Genomic DNA, 20,676 nt, shown 5'->3' with positions numbered 1-20,676 from the left:
GGCGGCCCAGTTAGGCGAAAACGCTCAGCATTGCAAGCGCCACACGTTCTGTCCGCACGATCCACAATCCGTCCCGCTGCGCGCCCCCGGCGCGCTTCCGCGCTCCCGTCGTCTCCGCCCGCCTGCCGCCACGCCGCTCGCGGTGGCTCTCCGGGCTGCGCCCGGCGCTGCTCCCGGAGCTGTCTCCGATCGGGCCGCCCGCCCTCCCGTGCGCTTCCCTTCCGCCGTTCGTCGCGCCTCGCAGCGATCTCGTCGCCCTCGCGCTCCACCGCCTGCTCGCGGGAGCTCCGTCTCGCGACGTCGACGCGCGGCACGCGCGATCGCCATCAAGCTGTCACAATGCGCTGCTACACCCATCGGCCATGCCGAGCCACGTGCTCATCGTCGAGGACGAGCGCGACCTGCAGCGCGTCCTCACGTACAACTTCCGTCAAGCTGGGTTCGATGTGGTCTCCGCCGGGAGCGGAGAGACAGCGCTTCGCGCGGTCAAGGAGGAGCGGTTCGATCTCGTCCTGCTCGACCTGATGCTCCCGGACATGTCGGGCACCGAGATCTGCCGTCGCCTCAAGCAGAACCCGCAGACCTCCGCGGTCCCCGTCATCATGGTCACCGCCAAGGGAGAAGAGATCGACCGGATCGTCGGCTTCGAGCTCGGGGCCGATGACTACGTCGTCAAGCCGTTCAGCGTGCGAGAGCTCATCCTGCGCGCCCGGGCGATCCTCAAGCGCTCCGAGAGCCCCACGTCGGCCCCGGAGAAGTTCGACTTCGGCATCCTGCGGGTCGACCGGGCCGCGCACAGGGCGTGGGTGCAGGAGAACGAGATCGCGCTGACGGCGCTCGAGTTCCGCCTGCTCACGATGCTCCACGATCGCCGCGGGCGCGTGCTCTCGCGCGATCTGCTCCTCGACGAGGTGTGGGGCTCGCACGTCGACGTCACCGCGCGCAACGTCGACACGCACGTGAAGCGCGTCCGCGAGAAGCTCGGGGCGGCCGGCGACTACATCGAGACCGTGCGCGGCGTCGGCTACCGGTTCCGCGCCGAGCCCGAGGTCGCCTAGGGGCCCCATGCTCGTGCTGAGGCAGCTCGGCGTCGGCGCGAAGCTCATGGCGGCGACGGTGCTCGTCCTCCTCCTCGCGGGCGTCCCGATCGAGCGCCTCGCCGCGCGCGACATGGAAGCGGCGCTGCTCGCGGAGCACAGCCCGCGCGCCGCCGTCGACGCGGCCCTCTCGCGCTCGCGGCGGACCTTGTTGTTCGGCCTGGGCGCCGTGATCGTCGTCGCCGTCTCGGTCGGCGCCGCCACCACCTTCTTCATCACGCGCCCCATCCGGAGGCTGACCCGCTTCGCGCTGGCGATGTCCGAGGGCGACCTGTCGACGCGCGCGCCCCTGCGCGGCTCGGGCGAGCTCCGCCAGCTCGCGCGCGCGCTGAACCACCTGACGAGCGAGCTCTCCCGATCCATCGCCGAGGTCCGGACCGAGCGCGACCTGCTCGCGGGCATCCTCGACGGCATGAGCGAGGGCGTGCTCGTGCTCGATCGCGACGGGCGGATCCTCCTCGCCAACCGGGCGCTGCGCGCGATGGCCTCCCTCGGCGAGGACGCGCTCGGCCGCTCGGTCATCGAGTCGATCCGCAACGCGCGGCTCACCGAGGCGATCCAGCTCGCCGGCCAGCGGGACGAGCCGGTCGACGTCGAGGTCGAGCTCGGGCGGGCGCTGCCGAGGCGGCTGCTCGTGCGCGTGTCGCGCCGGAAGGGCCCGGCGCGCACCGGACGTGACGCGCGCGACGCGCTCGAAGCGCGCGCGGAGCACGGCGGCGCGTCGGCGGAGCCGGGGCTCATCGCGGTGTTCCACGACGTCACCGATCTCCGCCGGCTGGAGACGATCCGGACCGACTTCGTCGCCAACGTGTCCCACGAGCTCAGGACGCCGGTCACCGCGATCAGCACCGCCGCCGAGACGCTGCAGCTCGGCGCGCTGCAGGACCCCCTCGAGGCCGCCGAGTTCGTCGACGTGATCGACCGGCACGCGAAGCGGCTCCGCCACCTCGTCGACGACCTGCTCGACCTCTCGAAGATCGAGGCGAAGAGCTTCCCCCTCGCGCTGGCGGAGCTCGACATCGCCCCCGCGATCGATCACGTCACGCACCTGCTCGCCGAGGCGGCGCGCCGGCGCAGGGTCACGCTGACCGTCGACGCCACCGCGCTCCCGCCCGCGCGGTGCGACCGCCGCGCGCTGGAGCAGGTGCTCATGAACCTGCTCGACAACGCCATCAAGTACGCGGGTGAGGGCGCTCATGTCACGGTGAAGGCGCGCTCGATCGATCACCAGGTGACGATCGCCGTCGCCGACGACGGGCCCGGCATCCTGCCCCACCACCTGGGCCGCATCTTCGAGCGGTTCTATCGCGTGGACGCCGGCCGCTCACGCGATCTGGGCGGCACGGGGCTCGGCCTCGCCATCGTGAAGCACCTGGTCGAGCTCATGAACGGATCGATCGAGGTCGAGAGCACCATCGGCCGCGGCACTCAGTTCACCGTCCGCCTCGCGCGCGCTGCGTGATCATGCATGTCCGGGAAATGCGGTATTCGCCGTTCCACCCTGCTGTCACACAGCTGTCACAGAACTCGACTACGCCTGGCGGTGCATGGCTCGAATTCTGCTCACCCTCACGATGCTCCTCCTGGCGGCCGCATGCGGTCGCTCCGACGCTCCCCAAGAGGCCGGCTCGCTCCCTGGCGCGAACAAGAACGCGGCGCCCCAGCCGGCCGCCGGCGGGGAGGTCCCCCTGACGGGTGCGGGCGCGACGTTTCCGTACCCGCTTTATATGAAGTGGATCGCTGAGTTCCAGAAAGCGAACCCCAAGGTCAAGATCAACTACCAGTCCATCGGCTCCGGCGGCGGGATCCGGCAGATCACCGAGCGGACCGTCGATTTTGGCGCCACCGACGCGCCGATGACCGAGGAGCAGCTCGCGAAGGCCGCCGGCATCCTGCACCTGCCGACCTGCCTGGGCGCGGTCGTGCTGACCTACAACCTCGAGGGTGTGCCGTCGGGCCTGAAGCTGACGCCGGAGGCGGCCGCGCACCTCTTCCTGGGCAAGATCAAGAAGTGGAACGACCCGGCCATCCAGAAGGAGAACCCGGACGTGAAGCTCCCCGACAAGGACGTCGCGACGGTTCACCGCTCGGACGGCAGCGGGACGACAAAGATCTTCGTCGACTACCTGAGCGCGGTGAGCCCGGAGTGGAAGAGCGGGCCCGGGACCGGGACCAGCGTCAACTGGCCGGGCGGCCTCGGCGCCAAGGGCAACGACGGCGTCTCCGCCCTCATCACGAGCACGCCCGGCTCGATCGGCTACATCGAGCTCGCGTACGCGGTGCAGAACAAGCTCACGTTCGCCTCGCTCAGGAACAAGAGCGGCAAGTTCGTCGCCCCGTCGCTCGAGAGCACGACCGCCGCCGGCGCCGGCGTCGCCACCCGGATGCCGGACGACCTCCGGGTCTCGCTCGTCGACGCCGAGGGCGAGGACGCGTACCCCATCGCCGGCTTCACCTACCTGCTCGTGTACCAGGAGCAGAAGGAGCTCGCGAAGGGCAAGGTGCTCGCCAGCTTCGTGAAATGGGCGCTGCAAGACGGCCCGAAGTTCACCAGCGATCTCCACTATGCGCCGCTGCCGACGGCCGTCGTGGAGAAGGTCAACAAGAAGCTCGCCGCGCTGGTGGGCCCTGACGGCAAGCCCCTCCTCGCCCCATCACCATGAAGGAAGGCGCGTCAGCGGCGCACACGGCGCTCCGTCGCGCGTCGCCGACGCGCGCGCAGGATAGGTCCATGGGCACGGTGGAAGTCCCGATGCAACAAGCCGCATCGTCCGCGCCGGTGATCGACGCGGCGCGCGGCGCGCGCGGCGCGGATCGAGCGTTCCGCGTCATCCTGACGGTGTTCGGCCTGACGGTGCTCGCGGTGCCCACGCTGATGGTGCTGCAGCTCGTCCGGTCATCCCGGCTGGCCATCGACAAATTCGGCCTGGGGTTCCTCACCGGCACCGTGTGGGACCCTGCGCGCGAGCAGTTCGGCGCGCTGCCGTTCGTCTACGGCACGGTCGTCACCTCGCTGATCGCCATCGCGCTCGCGGTCCCCGTCTCGCTGGGCCTCGCGATCTTCCTGTCGGACCTGGCTCCCCACCGGATCCGCAAGCCGCTCGGCTTCATGGTCGAGCTCCTCGCGGCGATCCCGAGCGTCGTCTACGGGTTCTGGGGCATCGCCGTGCTCCGCCCCTGGCTCCGGGACACCGTCGAGCCGTTCATGATCGAGTACTTCGGCTACCTGCCCCTCTTCGAGGGCCCGCCGCTCGGCTTCGGCATGTTCGCCGCAGGCGTCATCCTCGCGATCATGATCGTCCCCACGATCACCTCGGTGTCGCGCGAGGTGATGCAGGCGGTCCCGCAGCTGCATCGCGAGGCGGCGATCGGCCTCGGCGCGTCCGCGTGGGACACCATCCGCTACGCGGTCCTGCCGTCCGCGCGCTCGGGCATCATCGGAGCGATCATCCTCGGGCTGAACCGGGCGCTCGGCGAGACCATGGCGGTCACCATGATGATCGGCAACGTCCCGAAGGTGAGCGCCTCGATCTTCCACCCCGGGTACTCGATGGCGAGCGTCATCGCCAACGAGTTCGTCGAGGCGACGAGCGACATGTACGTGTCGGCGCTCTCCGAGATCGCGCTGCTCCTCTTCGGGGTCGCCCTCGTCCTCAACCTCTTTGCCCGGTGGCTCGTGAGCTCGACCAAGAGCAAGCTGGAGAGGCGCGCATGAGCAGCGACACCCCTGCCCCCGTGGCGAGCCCGTCCACCGCCCCCCGACGCGCGCTGCTCGCGCCCGCGCCCGGCGAGCGCCTGCGCCGCGTCCGCGGCTACTTCTTCGAAGGGCTCTGCGTCGCGAGCGCCGTCGTCGTCCTGGTCCCGCTGTTCCTGATCTTCATCTACGTGGTCAGCAAGGGCCTGAGCGGGCTGTCCCTCGACTTCTTCACCCAGCTCCCGAAGCCGGTCGGCGAGGAGCGGAGCGGCATGGGCAACGCCGTCGTCGGCACGCTCATCCTGGTCGCCATCGGCTGCGGCATCGGGCTGCCGACAGGCATCCTCGCCGGCATCTACCTCGCCGAGATCGGGCGGGGCAAGCTCGCGAGCGCCATCCGGTTCATCGCCGACGTGCTCGGCGGCGTGCCCTCGATCACCATCGGCGTGTTCGTCTACGCCCTCGTCGTGGTCACGATGAAGCGCTTCTCGGCGCTCGCCGGCGGCATCGCGCTCGCGATCGTGATGCTCCCGACGGTGACCCGCACGACGGAGGAGCTGCTCAAGCTCGTGCCCGCGCACCTCCGCGAGGCGTCGCTCGCCCTCGGCGTTCCGGAGTGGCGCACGAGCCTCCTCGTCGTGCTCCGGACGGCCTCTCCGGGCATCGGCACCGGCGTGATGCTCGCCGTGGCCCGCATCGCCGGCGAGACCGCGCCGGTGCTCCTCACCGCGCTCGGCTCCCAGTACTGGAGCGTCGCCATCGACCGCCCCATCGCCTCGCTGCCGGTGCAGATCTGGCGGAACGCGACCTCGCCCTACCCGAAATGGCAGCAGGAGGCCTGGACCGGCGCGCTCGTGCTGATCGCCATCGTCTTCTTCCTCAACTTGCTCGCCCGCATCGCGACGTCCCGGAGCGTCAAGGCACGTTAAAGGCACCCGATGAGCTCGTTTGATTCACCGCACACTGGACAGACCGGGGAACACCGCGGCGACCTCGACGCAGACGTCGTCGACCACCGCCCCGCGGAGCCCGAATCCGAGGCGCCGCCGGCCAAGATCAGCGTCACGCGGCTGAACGCTTATTTTCACAAGTTCCACGCCATCCACGACATCACGTTGGACATCCCGGACGGCCATGTCACCGCGGTCATCGGCCCGTCCGGATGTGGCAAGTCGACGTTCCTGCGCTGTCTCAACCGGATGCACGAGCAGGTGCCCGGGGCCACGGCGAAGGGCTCGGTGATGATCGACGGCGTGAACATCTATGATAAGGCAGTCGACCCGGTGCGACTGCGCCGCCGCGTCGGCATGGTGTTCCAGAAGCCCAACCCGTTTCCCACCATGTCGATCCGCGAGAACGTCCTCGCCGGGCACAAGCTGAACGGCATCTCCGTCAAGGACCCCACCGGTCTCGTCGAGAAGTGCCTGCGCCAGGTCGCGCTCTGGGACGAGGTGAAGGACAAGCTCGACCAGTCCGGGCTCTCGCTCTCCGGCGGCCAGCAGCAGCGGCTCTGCATCGCCCGCGTCCTCGCCGTCGAGCCCCAGGTGATCCTGCTCGACGAGCCGTGCTCTGCGCTCGATCCGATCGCGACCGCGCGCGTCGAGGAGCTCATCGATGAGCTGAAGCAGCGATATACTTGCGTGCTCGTCACGCACAACATGCAGCAGGCCGCGCGGTGCTCTGACTACACGGCTTTCTTCTACATGGGGGACTTGGTGGAGTTCGACAGAACCCAGACAATTTTCACCAACCCGAAGGAAAGCAAGACGGAAGATTACGTCACCGGTAAGTTCGGCTGAGGGGAGCGGGGAATTTCATGCCGACGTCGCACACGAGCAAGGTCTACGAGCACGAGCTGCGCACACTGCGCGAAAAGCTGCTGCTGATGGGCAGTCTGGTCGAGGAGATGATCCAGAAGGGCTCGACCGCGCTCGCGACGCGCGACACGGGCCTCGCCAAGGCGACGATCCGGCTCGATCGCCGGATCAACCGCCTGGAGTGCGAGGTCGACGAGCTTTGCATGAGGATCCTCGCGACGCGCCAGCCCGTCGCTTCGGACCTGCGCTTCGTCACGACCGCGCTCAAGATCGTCACCGATCTGGAGCGGATCGGCGACCTCGTGGTGAACGTCTGCGAGCGGGTGCAGGAGCTCAACGAGGAGCCGCCGCTCGCGCCGGCCGCGGAGCTGCAAGGCCTCTCGGACGAGGCGATCGAGGTGGTGCACGAGGCGCTCGACGCGCTGGTCGCCCGCGACTGCGAGCGTGCGCAAGTGCTGCTCACGCGCGACGACGTGATCGACGAGCACTACGCCCGCATCTTCCAGGAGCTGCTCCGCATGATGAGCCGCGATCCGAGCACCGTGTACAGGGCCACGCGCATCCAGTCGATCGCGAAGTACCTGGAGCGCATCGCCGATCACGCCATGAACATCGCCGAGTCGGTCGTGTTCCTCGTGAAGGGCACGGACATCCGGCACAACAACCGCCTGAGAGAGAACGACCCGCTCACCTCGCCGCCGCCGCCGCCGCCGCCCGGGCTGCGCCTGCGCTAGGCGCCGCCGCCTGGAGGCGCCTGCGCCAGGCGCCGCCGCCCCGCCCATGGCTTGCGCTAGACGCCGCCAGTGCCATCTGGAGGGGCTTGCGCCAGGCGCCGCCGCCCCGGCCCCTGGCTTGCGCTAGACGCCGCCAGTGCCGTCTGGAGGCGCCGCCCCGCCGTGGCCGTGCGCGTGCCCGTGGTGCTCCTCGGGCCCGTGCTCGCCGCCGCAGCGGGCGTCCTCCCAGCCGACCCAGTACGGGCCGTCCGGGCCGTGCTCGCGCTTCCAGATCGGCAGGCGCGCCTTGATGCGGTCGATGAGCAGGCGGCACGCCCGGAACGCCTCGCCCCGATGCGGCGCGCTCGCGGCGCAGGCCACCGCGGCGTCGCCGATGTGGAGCGCCCCCACCCGGTGCGTCGCGGCGACGCGCACCCCGGGGATCTCCGCGGCGATCTCCGCCAGGACCCGCTCGAGCTCGGCCTCGGCCATCGTCCCGTAGGCCTCGTACTCCAGCAGCGTGACCGACCGGCCGTCGTTGACGTCCCGGACCGCGCCGAGGAACGTGGCGATGCCGCCCGCGCCAGGATGGGACACGGCGGCGATGAGCTCGTCGAGGCTGAGCGGCTCGGTGCGGATCCGGCTCACGGCGCGCTCCTCTGGAAATGACCGGAACGGCCCCCGCTCTTTTCGAGGAGCTTGATCTCCGAGATCACCATCTCGCGGTCGATCCCCTTGAGCATGTCGTAGATCGTCAGGCACGCGGCGCTCACCGCGACCATGGCCTCCATCTCGACCCCGGTGCGATCCAGCGCCTCCGCGGCCGCGGTCACCCGGATCGCCGCGGAGGGCTCGTCCACGTCGAGCTCGACCGCGACGTGCGTGAGCGCGATCCCGTGACAGAGCGGGATGAGCTCCGGCGTGCGCTTCGCCGCCATGATCCCGGCGATCCGCGCCGCGGCCAGGACGTCGCCCTTCGGCGCGTCGGCGCGCGCGACCCGGGCGATCGTCTCGGGGCGCATCAGGACGGCGCCCGACGCGACCGCGCGGCGGTGCGTGACGGGCTTGCCTTCGACAGGCACCATGCGGGCCTCGCCGCTCGGGGACAGGTGGGTCGAGAGCGCTCCGCCCTCGCCGGGTCGATCAGGGGTCTGCGACATCGCTCCGGAATCTGACACGGCAGCCGCCAGGACCGAAAGCCGATCCGTGATCCGGCGCCGCGCAGGTCAGCCGCCGATCGCGCGGATCGACACCGTGGAGGCCGTCTCTTCGGTGCAGCCCTTCCAGACCTTGCCGTCCGGCTTGAGGCGCCACGCCTCGTCCAGGCGCCGGCGGATCGCCGCAGGATCGCCGGCCATCGCCTCGCGCGAGGCGTCGACGCCGTCGTCCGTGGCGAGGCACGGCCGGAGCTCGCCCGTCGAGGAGACGCGCAGGCGATCGCAGCTCTCGCAGAACGTGTCGCTCGTGCCCGTGATGAACCCCACGCGGAGCGACGGGTCGCGACGCGCACGGACGTACCTCGCCGGCCCGAGCCCGGGCTCGGTGACCGCGTCCTCCTGGAGGAGGTGCTCGGCGAGGCGCGCCCTCATCTCGGGCGCGGTGACGAGGTGCTCGCCGACGAGCTTCGCGCCCTCGGCGATCGGCATCACCTCGAGGAAGCGCGGGACCATCCGCCGCTCCCAGGCCCACAGCGCGAGCCGCTCGATCTCGTCGTCGTTCACGCCGCGGAGGACCACCGTGTTCAGCTTGATCGACGAGAAGCCCGCCGCGATCGCGGCGTCGATGCCCCCCAGCACGCGGGAGAGCTCGCCGCCGCGGGTCATCTCGCGGAAACGCCGGGGATCGAGCGAGTCGATCGAGACGTTCAGGCGGTGCAGCCCGGCGTCGCGCAGCGGCGAGGCGAGCCGCGAGAGCTGCGAGGCGTTCGTCGTGAGCGCGAGGTCCTCGAAGCCGAGCGAGGCGAGGCACGCGACGATCGAGACGATCTCGGGGTGGAGCAGCGGCTCGCCGCCGGTCAGGCGGACCCGCCGGATGCCGGCGTCGCGCAGGGCCTCGAACATGGTGCGCCAGGCGGACGTCATCAGCCGGCCGTCGGCGTAGCCGTCGTGGCGCGACGGGCGGCAGTAGGTACACGCGAAGTCGCACCGGTCCGTGACCGAGATGCGCACGCTCCGCGGCGCAGGCCCCGCATGCGCAGAGGGCGCCCCGCCGGCGCCCTCTCGGTACGGGATCACGGCGGCGCGGCGGCCGGGCTCCCCGCCGCCGACGAGCGGCAGCGAGCGCCGCGTCGGGGCCGAGGCTTCGGCCGCCGTGCGCGCAGAATCGAGGCCGGTAGAAGGAGGCATGACGTGTCCCTAGCGGGTCCCCTAGCCGCCTGCCACAGGTGGGATGAGCGCCACCTCGTCGCCGAAACCTACAGGATCGCTCGACGTCGCATAGACGCCGTTCACCGCCACCCGGATAGAGCCCTTGTAGGGGGTCAGCCCCGGATAGCGAGCGCAGACGTGATCCAGGAGCTCCGCCGCAGTGCAGGGGCCAGGCAGCGGCAACGCCACTTCTCCGGCGCCGAGGATGTCCCTCGCGCCTGCGAAGGCGAGCACGCGAACCGCTGCATCCATGGCTGCACGCTAGCATCGCCCCGCTGCCGCGACACGACGAACTGGGGCCGAGCGACCTGGGAGCGCCCGGGCGAGATCGAGTCTACCGGGCCCGGCCGGCGCGGCTATCATCGGACCGCTCACCGCCATGTCCGAAGAAGGCTTTTTACCGGGCACGATCCTGGCCGGTCGCTACCAGGTCCGCCGCGAGCTAGGGCGCGGCGGCATGGGGGTCGTCTATCTCTGCCGCGATCTTGTGATCGACGAGCGCGTCGCCGTGAAGCTGCTCGACCGGCCAGGCGCGGCCGCGCGCCCCGAAGACGCCTGGTGGTTCCAGGAGGAAGCCCGGGCGCTCGCCGGCCTCTCGCACCCGGCGCTCGTGAAGGCCCGCGACTTCGGCGCGCTCAGCAACGGGACACCTTACCTCGTGATGGACGCCGTCCCGGGGAGGTCGCTCCACGAGTGGCTCTACCTCGCCCGGCTCGAGGACCCGCTGCCCTGGCCGATCATCTGGAGCGTCATCGACCAGGTCCTCGGCGCGCTCGCGCACGCGCACGCGCGCGGGGTGATCCACGGGGACCTGAAGCCGTCCAACGTCCTCGTCGACCTCCAGCACGGCGGCGAGCCGCCGCTCGTGCACGTGCTCGACCTCGGGCTCGCGTGGCTCATCCAGGACCGGGTCGATCACCGGCTCGACGGCTCCAGGGAGAGCGAGCCCACCGTGCGCTGGGGCGCGGGCACCCCGGGCTGGATGGCGCCGGAGCAGATCCGCTTCGCGGCGCCGCACGTGGGGTCCGCGACCGACCTCTACGCGCTCGGCTGCATCCTCTACGCCCTGCTCGCCGGCGGCGAGGTCTACGACGGCACGAACGACGAGCTCCTCCAGCAGCACCGGAGCGCGCCGGTCCCGGACCTGCCGCTGCCCCCGGAGGTGCCTGGCGACGTCGCGAAGTTCGTGAAGCGGCTGCTCGCGAAGCGGCCCTGGCACCGCTTCGACTTCGCGGGCGACGCGCGGCGGGTGTGGAAGCGGTTCGAGCCGCGCAGCGACGCGAACGTGACCGCCACGCCGCTGCCGCTCGCCCTGCTGACGAGCGGCCGGCTGCCCCCGAGCCGCAAGGAGCTGCTCACCCCCGAGCTGCTCGAGCCCCCAGACGACGATCCGCCGCCGTCCGTGACGACCACCGGCCTGCTCGCGCTCCGGCCGAGCCCGTTCGTGGCCCGGACGGGCGAGCGGGCGCGCCTCATGGAGGTCGTGGCCGAGATGGTCGACGCGCCGAAGGCGATGCACCGGTTCGTCCTGCTCGCGGGCGAGGCGGGCGTCGGCAAGAGCCGGCTGGCCGAGTGGCTCTGCGAGGAGGTCCACGAGCGGGCGTTCATGGTGCCGCTCCGCGCGCGCTACCGGCGGATCGCGGCGCCGCTCGACGGCGTCCTCGGCGCGGTGACCCAGCACTACCGGCTGGAGCGGGCCGAGCGCGAGATCGTCGAGAAGGTGCTGATGAACCTCTGGGAGGTCCCGCCCGAGGACGAGGTCGGCAAGACGTGGGTCGCGGCGACCGCCGAGTGGATCAAGCCGTCGCCCCCGGGGAGCGAGGCGGTCGGTCCGACGGGCAAGCGCTTCCGACTGGACCGGCCGGAGCTGCGCTGGCTGATCATCCGCAAGACCCTGGAGCGGATCGGCCGCGATCGGCCGGTGCTCCTCTGGCTCGACGACCTGCACTACGCGTCCTCGACGACGTTCGAGGGGCTCCTCACGCTCCACCGCGACGCGCCGAACCTCGGCCTGCTTGTCGTCGCGACCGTCCGGAGCGAGGCGGTCGAGAGCGATCCGGTCGCGGCGAAGCGGGTGGAGGGGGCGCTCGCGGCCTACGGCGGGGAGCGGCTCGACGTCGCCCCGCTGAACCCCACGCAGACGCACGCGCTGCTCCGGGAGACGCTGCCGCTCGACGACGCCGCGGCCGAGGCGGCGACGGCCCGCTGCAAGGGGAACCCGCTCTTCGCGCTGCAGCTCCTGCACGCGTGGGCGGGCGGCGGCCACCTGCAGCTCCGCGCGGGCAAGTACTTCGTGCCGAAGGCGTCGATGGCCGTGCAGGCGGCGACCACCGCCGACCTCTGGGAGGAGCGGCTCGCGGCCCTGCCCGAGGAGCTCCGGGCCGGCGCGCGCGCCGCCGCCGCGCTCGGCGGCGACATCCGGCGCGAGATCCTGCGCGCGCTGCTCACCCCGCTCGATATCCCGGCGGACCGCGCGATCGCGGCCATGCAGCGCGCCCAGATCCTCCTCGCCGTGGGCGACCGCCTCCGCTGGCCGCACGCGCTGCTCCAGGAGCACCTCCTCTCGCAGCTGTTCCTCGAGCCGGACGCGGCCCGCGTCTTCCGCGCCGCCGCCGACGCGCTCGGCGCGCACCCGGCCGCGTCGAGCCGCCGCATCCTCCGGCACCGGGTGGTCAGCCTGCTGCGCGCCGGCGACACCGACGAGGCGGCGGCGCTCATGCACGCGCACGTGGCGGCGCACTGGCAGAGCTCGCGCGACATCGCCGCGACGCTGCGCGATCTCGCCGTGCTCGACGGCAAGCTGCCCGGGGGCAGCGACTCGCGCCCGGGCCTCCGGGGCGGCGTGGAGACGCGGCCCGCGCTGACGGGCACGCGGCTCGGGACGCAGCTGCGCTTCCGGGCCGAGGCGCTTCGGCTGGCGGGACGGCTCGACGAGGCGCGGCGCGACGCGGAGGACGCGCGGCGCATCTTCGAGCACGCCGGCGATCGGGAGAACCAGGCGCACTGCCTGCGCCTGCTCGGGCACATCGCGTCGGACGTCGGCGCGGAGGCGCAGGGCCGGCGGCTCGTGGCGCGCGCGCACACGATCTTCGACGAGATCGGCCACCGCCACGGGCAGGCGCAGTGCGAGGTGCTGCTCGGGGAGATCGACTACCAGCTCGGCGAGCACGCGCGGGCGCGGGCGGTGCTCGCGTCGGGGGAGGCGCGCTTCCTGGAGGTCGGCGATCGGCTCGGCCGGGCGCAGTGCCTGCTGCTCCAGAGCATGGTCGAGCAGGCCGGGGCGCTCTCGGAGGCGGCGCGAGCGCTGCTCGCGACGGCGCGCGCCAACTTCGACGCGATCGGCTACCGGCTCGGGCTCGCGCAGTGCGACCTGACGCTCTCGCACGTGGATCACCGCCTCGGCCGCTTCGAGGCGTCGCGCGCGGGCGCGCTCGCGGCGCGGCAGAGCTTCCGCGATCTCGCGAACCCGCGCGGCGAGGCGGGGTGCGAGCGGCTCCTCTCGATGGCCGCGCTCGACGCGGGCGCGCCGGAGCTCGCCGAGGAGCACGCGCTCTCGGCCGGCAGGATCTACGAGACGCTGGCGGACCCGTGGGGCCTCGTCGAGGCGCGGCTGCTCTTCGCGCAGATCGCGCTCCACCGCGGGGACGCGGATCAGGCGCGCGAGCACCTCATCGCGTGCGAGGCGGTGGCGCTCGCGGAGGCGGAGCCGCGGCAGCACCGGCACCTGACGCTCGCGTGGCTCGCGTACCACGAGGGGCGGTTCCACGAGGCGGCGCGGGAGCTCGACGCGGCGCGCGCGTCGTTCAAGGACAGCCGGACCGGGGACCACACGCCGCAGCTCCTGGAGCGGTTCGCGCGGATGGGGTGGCCCAAGCCGGCGGGGACGCGGATCAGCGGGTGGATGCGGACGCTGGCGCTCGCCTGAGGCGGGCGCTGGGGCCTGGTCGCGAGGGCTGGCGTGGGGGGGGATCTGCCCGCCGCGCTGCCCTAAAGCGGTAGCCAGAAGTCGGGGCCGAAGAGACGGCGCGCGGCCTCGATGGTGCGGAGGGCGCGGGGGAGGTCGAGCTTGGCCTGGTGCTCGGCCAGCTGCACGACGTAAGGGATCCAGAGCGGCCGGCAAACGACGAGCGCCGCGAGGTGGAACTCCGCTTCCTCGGTCTGACCGAGGTCCACCGCGACCCGCGCGAGGAGGCTGTGCACCGCGACCGGCGACCCGAGCGGCGCGATCGCCGTCGCGCAGCGACGCACGTTCTCCGCGGCCGCCTCGCTGGGATGCCGCCGGAACTCCTGGAACGCCGCCTCGAGCTCGTGCTCGTCGCTGACCTGCTCCGGCAAGTGCTCCGCGACGAGCTTCTTCCAGTGATCGACGAACGGCAGCTCCGCGAGCGCGCTCGACCTGTCGGCATGAGCGAGGAGCATATCGGCCTCCTTCCAGTCGCCAGCCTCGCGGGCGAACTCGAGACCGGAGACGACCCGGGCCTCCTCATGAAGCCCCGGCTCCTTCGTCAAGAGCCAGCGCTGCCAGTAAAGCGCACCCCGGAAGGCAACGCGCGCGAGCGGATCCTTGCCCTCGGCGCGCATCTGCAGCGCCACATCCATGAGCGCGCTCTTGTGCCGCTGCACGTCCCCGACCTCCAGGCTCGCCGGCCAGGCGCAGAGCCCGCACGCCTCGGAGATCATCGCGCCCCCCTCGCGCCGCGCGAGCATAGCCCGCCAGCAAGTCGTGCAGCAGGAAACCTCCCCGACACAGCACAACGCTACCACGCCGCGCGCGGCACGCGAGAGGTCGTCGCCGGCGAGTGGCAGGCAGGCAACAGCTCGATGAGCGGCGGCACGGGCAGCCCGCGCCGAACCGGACGGCCCGCGCCGAACCGAACCGAACCGAACCGGACGGCCCGCGCTGAGCCGGGCGGCCTGCCCCGAGCCGCGCCCGATGCCCGATGCCCGATGCCCGATGCCCGATGCCCGATGCCCGATGCCCGATGCCCGATGCCCGATGCCCGATGAACGATGAACGATGAACGACGGGGCGACGCTCGGAGGCAGCCACGGCCACGAGCGCGTGCGGCGGCGACGGCGACACACAGAGCGGGCTCATGGTTCTCGATCTCCACCGAGGCTTCCTGCACAATGCGCCGTTGGCGGCAGCGACAGAGGGGGATGCAGGCGGCCGCGCGAGGTGCGGATTGGCGATCGAGCTCGAGAGGACAACGCGACAGCAGGACACTCCGGGCGCCAGGCGGCGCCAGCGATGAGCCATCGTGATCTCTACCGCGCCGCGTTCGAGGCGGCCGAGGACCCGCTCCTCCTGCTCGAGAACGGCCGCGTGATCGACGCCAACCCGAGCGCGGTGCGGCTGCTCGCCGGGCCCACGGAGGGCCTGCTCGGGCGCGAGCTCACGGGCCTCTCGCCGCTCCTGCAGCCCGATGGACACGCCTCGGCGGAAGGCCTGAAGCAGCGGATCGACGCGGCGAGCCGCGGCGAGCCGCAGCGGTTTCGATGGCTCTACAGGCGGCCGGGCGGCGGGTACATCCAGGCCGACACGCAGCTCGCCCGGCTCACCCTCACCGAGGGCTCGGGGACGATCCTGCGCGCGGTGGTGCGCGAGGAGGACAAGGAGCAACGGCGCCTCTACGCGCTCGCCGTCGACATGCTCGGCATCGCGACGCTCGACGGACGCTTCAGGGAGCTCAGCCCCTCGTGGGAACGCACGCTCGGGTTCAGCCGCCAGGAGCTGATGGACCGGCCGTACGTCGAGTTCATCCACCCCGAAGACAGGGCGCGCACCCTCTCGGAGACCGATACGTTCTCGACCGGCGCGCAGACGCTCACCTACGAGAACCGCTTCCTCTGCAAGGACGGCTCGTACCGATGGCTCGAGTGGAACGCGATGCTCGCGCTCGACGAGGGGCTCGTCTACTTCGTCGCCCGCGACGTGACGCGGCGCAAGAGCGCCGAGCTCGCGCTCCGCGAGTCCGAAGAGAAGCTGCGGGCGCTCTACGAGGGCATCCCGCACATCCTGACCGTCGCCGACAAGGACGCGCGGATCGTCTCCGTGAACCGGACCGCTCCGGGGGTGGATCCGGAGAGCCTCGTCGGCCGGAGCCTCTACGATTTCACGTCGCCGGAGTACCACGCGACCGTGAAGGAGGCGCTGGAGACCGTCCTCCGGACGGGCGACCGGGCGCACTACGAGGTGGTCGGCGTGGGGGTGAACGGCGGGCGAGCGTGGTACGCGAACCACGTCAGCCCGATCCGGGGCGCCGACGAGGTCACGAACGTGCTCATCGTGGCGGAGAACATCACCGAGCGCCGGCGCGCCGAGGAGCTGCGCCGGGAGAGCGAGGCGCGGTTCCACGCGGCCGTCGAGGCCAGCATGGACGCGTTCCTCACGATGAGGTGCCGGCGCGACGAGCGCGAGGAGATCGCCGACTTCGTGATCACGGGCCTCAACGCGCGCGCCGCGGCGATGCTGTCGATGCAGCGCGAGCAGCTCCTCGGCCAGCGCCTCTCGGAGATCGAGCACTCGGTCGAGGCCGCCGTCCTGCTCGAGAAGTGCCTTCGCGTCATCCGGAGAGGAACGCCGCTCGCGGAGGAGATCCTCCTGGCCACGCCGCCCACCGAGCCGTCGCGCCCGGGCGTCTGGGTGCACCACCAGGTCGTGCCGATCCAGGACGGCGTGGCCGTGACCCTGCGGGACACCACCGACCGCAAGCGGCTCGAGGACCAGCTGCGCCAGTCGATCGAGCGCCTCGAGGCGTACGCCGAGGAGCTGGAAGGCAAGAACCGGATGCTCGCCGAGGAGAACGCCGAGCGCGAGCGGACCGCGAGCGTCCTGCGCCAGCAGCAGGAGGCGATCCGCGCGCTGTCGACGCCCATCATCCAGGCGTGGGAGGGCGTCCTCGTGCTGCCGATCATCGGCGCGCTCGACAGCGCCCGGGCCACGCAGATCATGGAGAAGCTGCTCGGGGAAGTCGTCCGCACGCAGGCCCACTTCGCCGTGCTCGACCTGACCGGCGTGGAGGACGTGGACGCGCCGACCGTCGACCACCTGCTCCAGGTGGCCCGGGCCACGAGCCTGCTCGGCAGCCGCTGCCTCATCTCGGGCATCTCCCCCAGGGTCGCGCAGGCGATCGTGGAGCTCGGCAGCGACGCGCGGACCTTCGAGACCTTCGGCGAGCTGGAGGACGCCCTGCGCCACGCGCTGCGCGTGTCGGGCACGCGCCTGCCGAAGGTGCAGCGCAGGGCGCGGTAGCTCCCTCGGGGCTCCGCCCCGAACCCGCGCCGTGCGCGTCTACGCTTCGTCGGCCGCGAGCTCGTCGCAAAGCTCACGGGCCCGCGCCGCGTGGCGCGCCGCCTCGGCGCCCTCGCCGATCGCCGCGGCGTACGCCACGGCGCGGTCGTACGCCGCCGCGGCTGCCCGCAGATCGCCGCCCCGATCGTAGTGGTGCGCGAGGAGGGCCGCGCCCTCGTCGCGCGCCGCCGCGTCCGGGGCGCGGTGCTCGAGCCAGTCCGCGACGAGCAGGTGGATCCGCCGCCGGATCTTGAGGCTCAGCATCTCGTAGGCGACCTCGCACGTGGCGTGCTCCGCGAACACGTACTCGCGCTCGCCGGGGAACGACGCGGGGGTGCGGAGCCGGATCAGCTGGCGATCGCACAGGCGCGCGAGCAGCTCGGCGGTGGACGCGCCGGCGCCGTGCCGCACCGAGAACGGCGGGTCGAGATCCTGGAGCTCGGCGAGGATGCGCTCGCTCGACATCGGCGAGCGCGCCTGCGGGGCGTCGTTCCGGAGGCGCTCCACCGCGCCCTCCCAGAAGGTCCTGCCGACGACGGCCGCCTGGGCGAGGAGCCCGCGCGCGTCGGCGTCGAGGCGATCGAGGCGCGCCTGGACGACGCCGTGCACCGACGACGGCAGGCTCAGCGTGCCGATCGCGTCCTCGCGCACGCGCCACGCGCCGTCCTGCACCTCGATCGCGCCGGCGTCCACGAGGAGCTGGAGCATCTCCTCGACGGTGCGCGGGTTGCCCTCGGCGCGCTCGGCGAGCGCGCGCACGAGCTCCGGGTCGAGCTCGGAGACGCCGCGGAGCCGATCCCGGATCATCTCCTCCGCGTGCCGCCGCGCGAGCGGGAGCGCGTCGACGCGGACGTAGGCCTCCTTCGCGACGCCCCAGTCCGGGCGGCGCTCGTAGAGCTCGGGGCTCGCGGCGCACACCGCGCAGAGCGGCAGCCCCTCGGCGTGCGCCACGAGCTCCTCGATGAGATCGAGCGTGGCGTCGTCGGCCCACTGGAGGTCGTCGCACACGATCACCATCGGCGTCCGCTCGAGCGCGAAGGTGACGAGCTGCGCGAGCGCGGCGGCGATCCGGCGCTTCGCCAGCACGCTGCCGCGCGCCGCGGCCTCGAGGAGCCCGGCAGGCGCAGGTCGCGCGCCCAGGATGGCCGCCAGCCGGGCGAGGATGTCCTCGAGGTCGCTCGACCCGCTCGACCTCGCCAGCGACGGGGAAGGGTCGAGCTCGTCGTCGTCCTCGTACCGCACCGCGCCGGCTGCCCTGCGCCCGCTCACGGTCGAGCTGACCGGCCCTCGCAGGGGGACGGTCGACGCGCGGGTCACCATGGGCGACGCCCCCCCGAGCGCGGCGCGGGTCCCCGCGCCGGCGGCCTCCTGCTCGGCGCGGGCGCGGGCGCGCGCGGTGCGCAGGCGGAGCCAGCGCAGGCCCCGGCGCAGCTTGCGCAGGATGACCTGGGCCGGGTCGGCCTCGTGGATCCCGAACCAGCGGCGGAGCAGCGCGCCGGTCAGCCCGTAGCTCGTCTCCCGCGCGAGCGCCGAGCACTGCGCCGAGAGGACGAACAGCCCCTCGGACGGGGAGGACGCGGCGCCGCGCTCGGACGAGGGCGCGCCGGACGCCGGCCCGTCGCCGAGGCCCGCGATGAGCTCGGCGAGCATCCGTGTCCGGCCCACGCCGGGCGCGCCGACCAGCGTGACGAGGCGCGGCCGCCGCTCGTGGAAGGCGGTCTCGACGAGATCGCGCAGGCGCTGCATCTCCGCGCCGCGCCCGACGAGCCGCGTCGCGAGCCCGTGGAACTCGGTCGGCGCGAACGCGCGGTGGAGCGTGGCCTCGCCGAGCACGCGGTAGATCGGCAGCGCCGCGCCGCGAGCGGCGGGCTCCGGCGGCGCCGGCGCCGCCCGGACCGCGCCGGAGTCCGCGCTCGTCTCGATCGGCTCGACCCGGAAGCGCCCGAGGACGAGGCGGTGGGTGTCGCGGCCGATGACGATCGCGCCGCGCGGCGCGAGCTGTTGCAGGCGCGCGGCGACGTCCACCGCGTCGCCGAGGACCGCGAGATCCTGGCGCGCCGAGCTCGCGGCGCCGACGAACACCCGCCCCGTCGAGATCCCGATCCGCACCGAGAGGCGGAACGAGCGCGCCGCGCGCGGCAGCGCGAGGCGCGGGATCGCGGCCTGCGCGCCGAGCGCCGCGACGATCGCCCGCTCCGCGTCGCAGTCGGTCGAGCGGGGGACGCCGAAGACGGCCATGACGCGCCCGCCGATCGGCCGCTCGACGATCCCGTGCATCTGCTCGACGTGCTCCGCGAGCGCCTCGTAGCAGCGATCGACGACGTCCTTGACGTCCTCGGGATCGAGCCGCGACGAGAGCGCGTTCGCCTCGGAGAGATCGGCGAACAGGACGGTGCAGACCCGGTGCTCTCCGCCCTCGAACGGGACGCCGGCCCGGCCCCTCAGCGCGCTCCGATCGGGGCTGACGCTCCCCCGGCCCCCGCTGCTCTCCGGCGGCCGCCGCTGCGGCCGCGACGCCGGCGGCCGCGACGGCGGCGGGACCGAGAGCGCGGGCGGCGGAGGCAGCGGCGGCAGGTGGACGGCGGCGAAGTCGAGCAGCCCGTCGGGGTCGTCGTCGTCGCGGCCGCCGGCGTCCTGGCCGAACGCGGGCGCGCGCAGGGTGTCGCGCGCCACGACGACGACGCTGGAGCGCTGGGCGGCCTCCAGGGCGGACCACATCTCGCCGAGGTTGTGGAACCGCTGCGCGGGGTTGATCGCGAGCGCGCGGCCGAGGACCGCATCGACCTCGGCGCTCGCGTTCACCCCGCGGGAGCGGAAGCTCGGCCGGATCGACTCGTCGCTCGACGCGACGAAGAGCTGGATCACGTCGCTGCCGCAGAGGGCGGGCTGACCGCTGGCGACCTCGACGAGGATGAGGGCCATCGCATAGACGTCGGTCCATGGCCCCGTGGCGCCGAACCGCGGGCTGAACTGCTCCGGCGCGCCGTACTGCGGCGTGAAGGCGCGGAACGTTCGTCCCGTCTGGACGAGCGCCTCGGCGAACGTCGGCGTCTCGGAGAAGACCTTGGCGAGGCCGAAGTCGAGCACCTTCATGCGGTCGCCGAGCAGGAACAGGTTGGCCGGCTTCACGTCCCGGTGGGACACGTTCTCGTCGTGGGCGACGGCGAGCGCGGAGGCGACCGGCGCGAGGAGCTTGATCGCCTCGGCGAGGCTCCTCGGCGGCTGGTTCTCGGCGCGGCGGCGCCTGAGGTCCTGCTCGAGCGTCTCGCCCTCCAGCCACTCCATGACGATGTACGGCGTCCACGGCCCCTTCGGCGCGGCCGCGGCGCCGATGTCGAGCGCCTGGACGATGCCCATCGTCCGGCGCGAGAGCTTGTGGAGCAGGCGCGCCTCCTCGCGGAACTTGGCGAGGAAGCCGTCCTGCTGCTCGGCGCTCAGGCCCGTCGGGATCTTGAGGCATTTGACGGCGACCGGCGCGTCGAAGCCGAGGTGCCGGGCCCGGTAGACGACGCCGAACGCGCCCTCGCCCGCCAGCGCCTCGACAGCGAACTGACCGTCGACGATCGACCCCACCCAGCCGAACGGGTCGCTGGCCTGCATCGTTACCTAGGCTACCTGCTGCGACGAACCACGAGCAAGAGAGGCAACAGCCCGCGCAAGTCGCGGGCCCGGACCGCTGGGGCCGGCGAGGAGGG

The 20,676-nt window shown here is 72.5% G+C and carries 15 protein-coding genes; 9 read left to right on the top strand and 6 right to left on the bottom strand.

The features are described from left to right. Positions 1–362: 362 nt before the first annotated feature. The 7 genes from WME75_RS15210 (at position 363) to phoU (ending at position 7,342) form a co-directional block, all read left to right on the top strand. On the top strand, positions 363–1,058 hold the full coding sequence (locus tag WME75_RS15210) for a response regulator (RefSeq protein WP_437491201.1): 696 nt from the start codon (positions 363–365) through the stop codon (positions 1,056–1,058). A gap of 7 nt (positions 1,059–1,065) precedes the next feature. Then, positions 1,066–2,559 carry an ATP-binding protein gene (locus WME75_RS15205; protein WP_437491198.1) on the top strand — a complete coding sequence of 498 codons (1,494 nt, stop codon included), beginning with the start codon at positions 1,066–1,068 and terminating at the stop codon, positions 2,557–2,559. A gap of 85 nt (positions 2,560–2,644) precedes the next feature. Beyond that, the gene (gene pstS, locus WME75_RS15200; protein WP_437491196.1) at positions 2,645–3,760 is read left to right on the top strand and encodes a phosphate ABC transporter substrate-binding protein PstS; all 1,116 of its coding nucleotides are present in this window, start codon (positions 2,645–2,647) and stop codon (positions 3,758–3,760) included. A gap of 89 nt (positions 3,761–3,849) precedes the next feature. Beyond that, positions 3,850–4,812 carry a phosphate ABC transporter permease subunit PstC gene (gene pstC, locus WME75_RS15195; RefSeq protein ID WP_437494825.1) on the top strand — a complete coding sequence of 321 codons (963 nt, stop codon included), beginning with the start codon at positions 3,850–3,852 and terminating at the stop codon, positions 4,810–4,812. After that, positions 4,809–5,720, top strand: a complete 912-nt coding sequence (gene pstA, locus WME75_RS15190; protein WP_437491193.1) for a phosphate ABC transporter permease PstA — start codon at positions 4,809–4,811, stop codon at positions 5,718–5,720. The genes pstC and pstA overlap by 4 nt, the downstream gene beginning before the upstream one ends. A 9-nt stretch (positions 5,721–5,729) precedes the next feature. Continuing rightward, positions 5,730–6,590, top strand: a complete 861-nt coding sequence (gene pstB / locus WME75_RS15185) for a phosphate ABC transporter ATP-binding protein PstB (RefSeq protein ID WP_437491190.1) — start codon at positions 5,730–5,732, stop codon at positions 6,588–6,590. Positions 6,591–6,607: 17 nt separating this feature from the next. Then, on the top strand, positions 6,608–7,342 hold the full coding sequence (gene phoU, locus WME75_RS15180; protein ID WP_437491188.1) for a phosphate signaling complex protein PhoU: 735 nt from the start codon (positions 6,608–6,610) through the stop codon (positions 7,340–7,342). Positions 7,343–7,465: 123 nt separating this feature from the next. Here phoU and WME75_RS15175 read toward each other — a convergent pair whose 3' ends face one another. The 4 genes from WME75_RS15175 to WME75_RS15160 all read right to left on the bottom strand — a co-directional run bounded on the left by WME75_RS15175 (position 7,466) and on the right by WME75_RS15160 (position 9,939). Next, complete coding sequence (locus WME75_RS15175) at positions 7,466–7,969, bottom strand: molybdenum cofactor biosynthesis protein MoaE (RefSeq protein ID WP_437491185.1); 504 nt, start codon at positions 7,967–7,969, stop codon at positions 7,466–7,468. Further along, complete coding sequence (moaC, locus tag WME75_RS15170; RefSeq protein WP_437491183.1) at positions 7,966–8,481, bottom strand: cyclic pyranopterin monophosphate synthase MoaC; 516 nt, start codon at positions 8,479–8,481, stop codon at positions 7,966–7,968. Before moaC ends, WME75_RS15175 begins: the two co-directional genes overlap by 4 nt. A gap of 66 nt (positions 8,482–8,547) precedes the next feature. Beyond that, positions 8,548–9,666: a GTP 3',8-cyclase MoaA gene (moaA, locus tag WME75_RS15165; protein WP_437491180.1), complete on the bottom strand. Its 1,119-nt coding sequence runs from the start codon at positions 9,664–9,666 to the stop codon at positions 8,548–8,550. A 21-nt stretch (positions 9,667–9,687) separates the two neighbouring features. After that, the gene (locus WME75_RS15160) at positions 9,688–9,939 is read right to left on the bottom strand and encodes a MoaD/ThiS family protein (RefSeq protein WP_437491178.1); all 252 of its coding nucleotides are present in this window, start codon (positions 9,937–9,939) and stop codon (positions 9,688–9,690) included. A 127-nt stretch (positions 9,940–10,066) separates the two neighbouring features. Between WME75_RS15160 and WME75_RS15155 the strand changes: the two genes are divergently transcribed. After that, entirely contained in the window at positions 10,067–13,612 is a 3,546-nt protein-coding gene (locus tag WME75_RS15155; protein ID WP_437491175.1) for a protein kinase domain-containing protein, read from the top strand. A 62-nt stretch (positions 13,613–13,674) separates the two neighbouring features. Here the strand turns inward: WME75_RS15155 and WME75_RS15150 are convergent, their stop codons facing one another. Then, the gene (locus WME75_RS15150; RefSeq protein WP_437491172.1) at positions 13,675–14,367 is read right to left on the bottom strand and encodes a hypothetical protein; all 693 of its coding nucleotides are present in this window, start codon (positions 14,365–14,367) and stop codon (positions 13,675–13,677) included. A gap of 571 nt (positions 14,368–14,938) precedes the next feature. Between WME75_RS15150 and WME75_RS15145 the strand changes: the two genes are divergently transcribed. Next, positions 14,939–16,942: a PAS domain S-box protein gene (locus tag WME75_RS15145; RefSeq protein ID WP_437491169.1), complete on the top strand. Its 2,004-nt coding sequence runs from the start codon at positions 14,939–14,941 to the stop codon at positions 16,940–16,942. 39 nt (positions 16,943–16,981) lie between these two features. On the opposite strand, the gene WME75_RS15140 is transcribed toward WME75_RS15145, so the two are convergent. After that, on the bottom strand, positions 16,982–20,581 hold the full coding sequence (locus WME75_RS15140) for a protein kinase domain-containing protein (protein ID WP_437491166.1): 3,600 nt from the start codon (positions 20,579–20,581) through the stop codon (positions 16,982–16,984). Between the last annotated feature and the right edge of the window lie 95 nt (positions 20,582–20,676).

Origin of the sequence: Sorangium sp. So ce1014, assembly GCF_051521505.1 — a bacterium.
GTDB lineage: Bacteria > Myxococcota_A > Polyangia > Polyangiales > Polyangiaceae > Sorangium.
This window is presented reverse-complemented; position numbering and strand designations above follow the sequence as displayed.

Excerpts from the sequence above, each read along its gene's own strand:
- WME75_RS15145 (WP_437491169.1), top strand. The coding sequence starts at position 14,939 with ATGAGCCATCGTGATCTCTACCGCGCCGCGTTCGAGGCGGCCGAGGAC.
- pstA (WP_437491193.1), top strand. The coding sequence starts at position 4,809 with ATGAGCAGCGACACCCCTGCCCCCGTGGCGAGCCCGTCCACCGCCCCC.
- WME75_RS15150 (WP_437491172.1), bottom strand. The coding sequence starts at position 14,367 with ATGATCTCCGAGGCGTGCGGGCTCTGCGCCTGGCCGGCGAGCCTGGAG.
- WME75_RS15210 (WP_437491201.1), top strand. The coding sequence starts at position 363 with ATGCCGAGCCACGTGCTCATCGTCGAGGACGAGCGCGACCTGCAGCGC.
- pstB (WP_437491190.1), top strand. The coding sequence starts at position 5,730 with ATGAGCTCGTTTGATTCACCGCACACTGGACAGACCGGGGAACACCGC.
- pstC (WP_437494825.1), top strand. The coding sequence starts at position 3,850 with ATGCAACAAGCCGCATCGTCCGCGCCGGTGATCGACGCGGCGCGCGGC.
- WME75_RS15205 (WP_437491198.1), top strand. The coding sequence starts at position 1,066 with ATGCTCGTGCTGAGGCAGCTCGGCGTCGGCGCGAAGCTCATGGCGGCG.
- WME75_RS15155 (WP_437491175.1), top strand. The coding sequence starts at position 10,067 with ATGTCCGAAGAAGGCTTTTTACCGGGCACGATCCTGGCCGGTCGCTAC.
- phoU (WP_437491188.1), top strand. The coding sequence starts at position 6,608 with ATGCCGACGTCGCACACGAGCAAGGTCTACGAGCACGAGCTGCGCACA.
- WME75_RS15140 (WP_437491166.1), bottom strand. The coding sequence starts at position 20,581 with ATGCAGGCCAGCGACCCGTTCGGCTGGGTGGGGTCGATCGTCGACGGT.
- moaA (WP_437491180.1), bottom strand. The coding sequence starts at position 9,666 with ATGCCTCCTTCTACCGGCCTCGATTCTGCGCGCACGGCGGCCGAAGCC.
- WME75_RS15160 (WP_437491178.1), bottom strand. The coding sequence starts at position 9,939 with ATGGATGCAGCGGTTCGCGTGCTCGCCTTCGCAGGCGCGAGGGACATC.
- moaC (WP_437491183.1), bottom strand. The coding sequence starts at position 8,481 with ATGTCGCAGACCCCTGATCGACCCGGCGAGGGCGGAGCGCTCTCGACC.
- pstS (WP_437491196.1), top strand. The coding sequence starts at position 2,645 with ATGGCTCGAATTCTGCTCACCCTCACGATGCTCCTCCTGGCGGCCGCA.